This is a genomic window from Xanthomonas vasicola (assembly GCF_000772705.2).
Classification (GTDB): domain Bacteria; phylum Pseudomonadota; class Gammaproteobacteria; order Xanthomonadales; family Xanthomonadaceae; genus Xanthomonas; species Xanthomonas vasicola.
Window position 1 is genome coordinate 1 of sequence record NZ_JSBW02000064.1, and the last position, 1,347, is coordinate 1,347.

Here is a 1,347-nt window from a genome sequence, read left to right on the forward strand (position 1 = left end):
CATCAACGCGTCAGATACTGATTGATCAGGTTTTCGTACGCTTCCTGGCGGCCGCTGATCTGCTTGGGCACATTGCCGGTGGCATGCTTGGCCAGGTCGGCCAGCGTGATCTTGCCAGCGGCAAAGTCGGCGCCTGCGCCGCTGTCGAAGCTTGCGTAACGCTCGGCGCGCCAGTGTTCCAGCGGCGAAGAGGTCAGCAGCGCATTGGCTACTTCCAGCCCGCGTGCGAACGCATCCATGCCGCCGATGTGCGCCAGGAACAGATCCTGTGGGTCGGACGATTCGCGACGCACCTTGGCGTCGAAATTCAAACCGCCCGGTGCCAGACCACCCTGACGCAGTACCACCAGCATCGCACCGACGGTGTCGTACAGATCGGTCGGGAACTGGTCGGTATCCCAGCCGTTCTGCGGGTTACCGCGGTTGGCATCGATGCTGCCGAGCAGGCCGGCATCGGACGCCACCTGCAGGTCGTGCTCGAAGCTATGGCCGGACAAGGTAGCGTGGTTGGCTTCGATATTGAGTTTGAAGTCCTGATCCAGGCCGTGCTGACGCAGGAAGCCAATGACGGTAGCGCTATCAAAATCGTACTGATGCTTCATCGGCTCCATGGGCTTTGGCTCGATCAGGAAATTGCCGGTGAAGCCGATGCTGCGGCCGTAGTCGCGCGCCAGGGTGAGGAAGCGCGCCATGTTGTCCTGCTCGCGCTTCATCTGCGTGTTGTGCAGGCAGGCGTAGCCTTCGCGGCCGCCCCAGAACACGTAGTTTTCGCCGCCCAGCTCCACCGTGGCATCGATTGCGGCCTTGACCTGTACCGCCGCACGCGCGACGACGTTGAAGTCCGGGTTGGTCGAAGCACCATTCATGTAGCGCGGATGCGAGAACAGGTTGGCCGTACCCCACAACAGCTTGATGCCGGTGTCGGCCTGGCGCTGCTTGGCAATGCCCACCATGTGCTTGAGGTTGCTCTCGTATTCGCCGATGTCATCGGCATCCGGCGACAGGTCGATGTCGTGGAAGCAGTAGTACGGCACGCCGAGCTTGGTGAAGAACTCGAACGCGGCATCGGCCTTGGCTTCAGCGCGGTTCAATGCGGTATTGCCCACATCCCACGGATACGCACGCGTACCCGGGCCAAACGGATCGGCGCCATTGCCGCAAAAGCTGTGCCAGTACGCCACGGCAAAGCGCAGGTGCTCGGCCATGGTCTTGTCGCCGATCTTCTTGGTGGCGTCGTAGACCTTGAAGGCGAGCGGGTTGTCCGAATCGCGGCCTTCGAAACCGATCTTGCCGATGCCGGGGAAATATTCTTTCGCGCCGATGTAGACGGTGTTGCTCATGGGGTGA

General features: G+C 61.5%; 1 protein-coding gene. It reads right to left on the reverse strand.

The genetic code is table 11. The features are described 5' to 3' along the window. Window positions 1-2: 2 nt before the first annotated feature. Window positions 3-1,340 (reverse strand): xylose isomerase, encoded by a 1,338-nt coding sequence (xylA, locus tag NX05_RS17465; protein ID WP_010377902.1) that lies wholly within the window; start codon window positions 1,338-1,340, stop codon window positions 3-5. Between the last annotated feature and the right edge of the window lie 7 nt (window positions 1,341-1,347).

Bases quoted from the DNA above. Each gene is read 5' to 3' on its own strand.
- xylA (WP_010377902.1), bottom strand. From the start codon at position 1,340: ATGAGCAACACCGTCTACATCGGCGCGAAAGAATATTTCCCCGGCATC.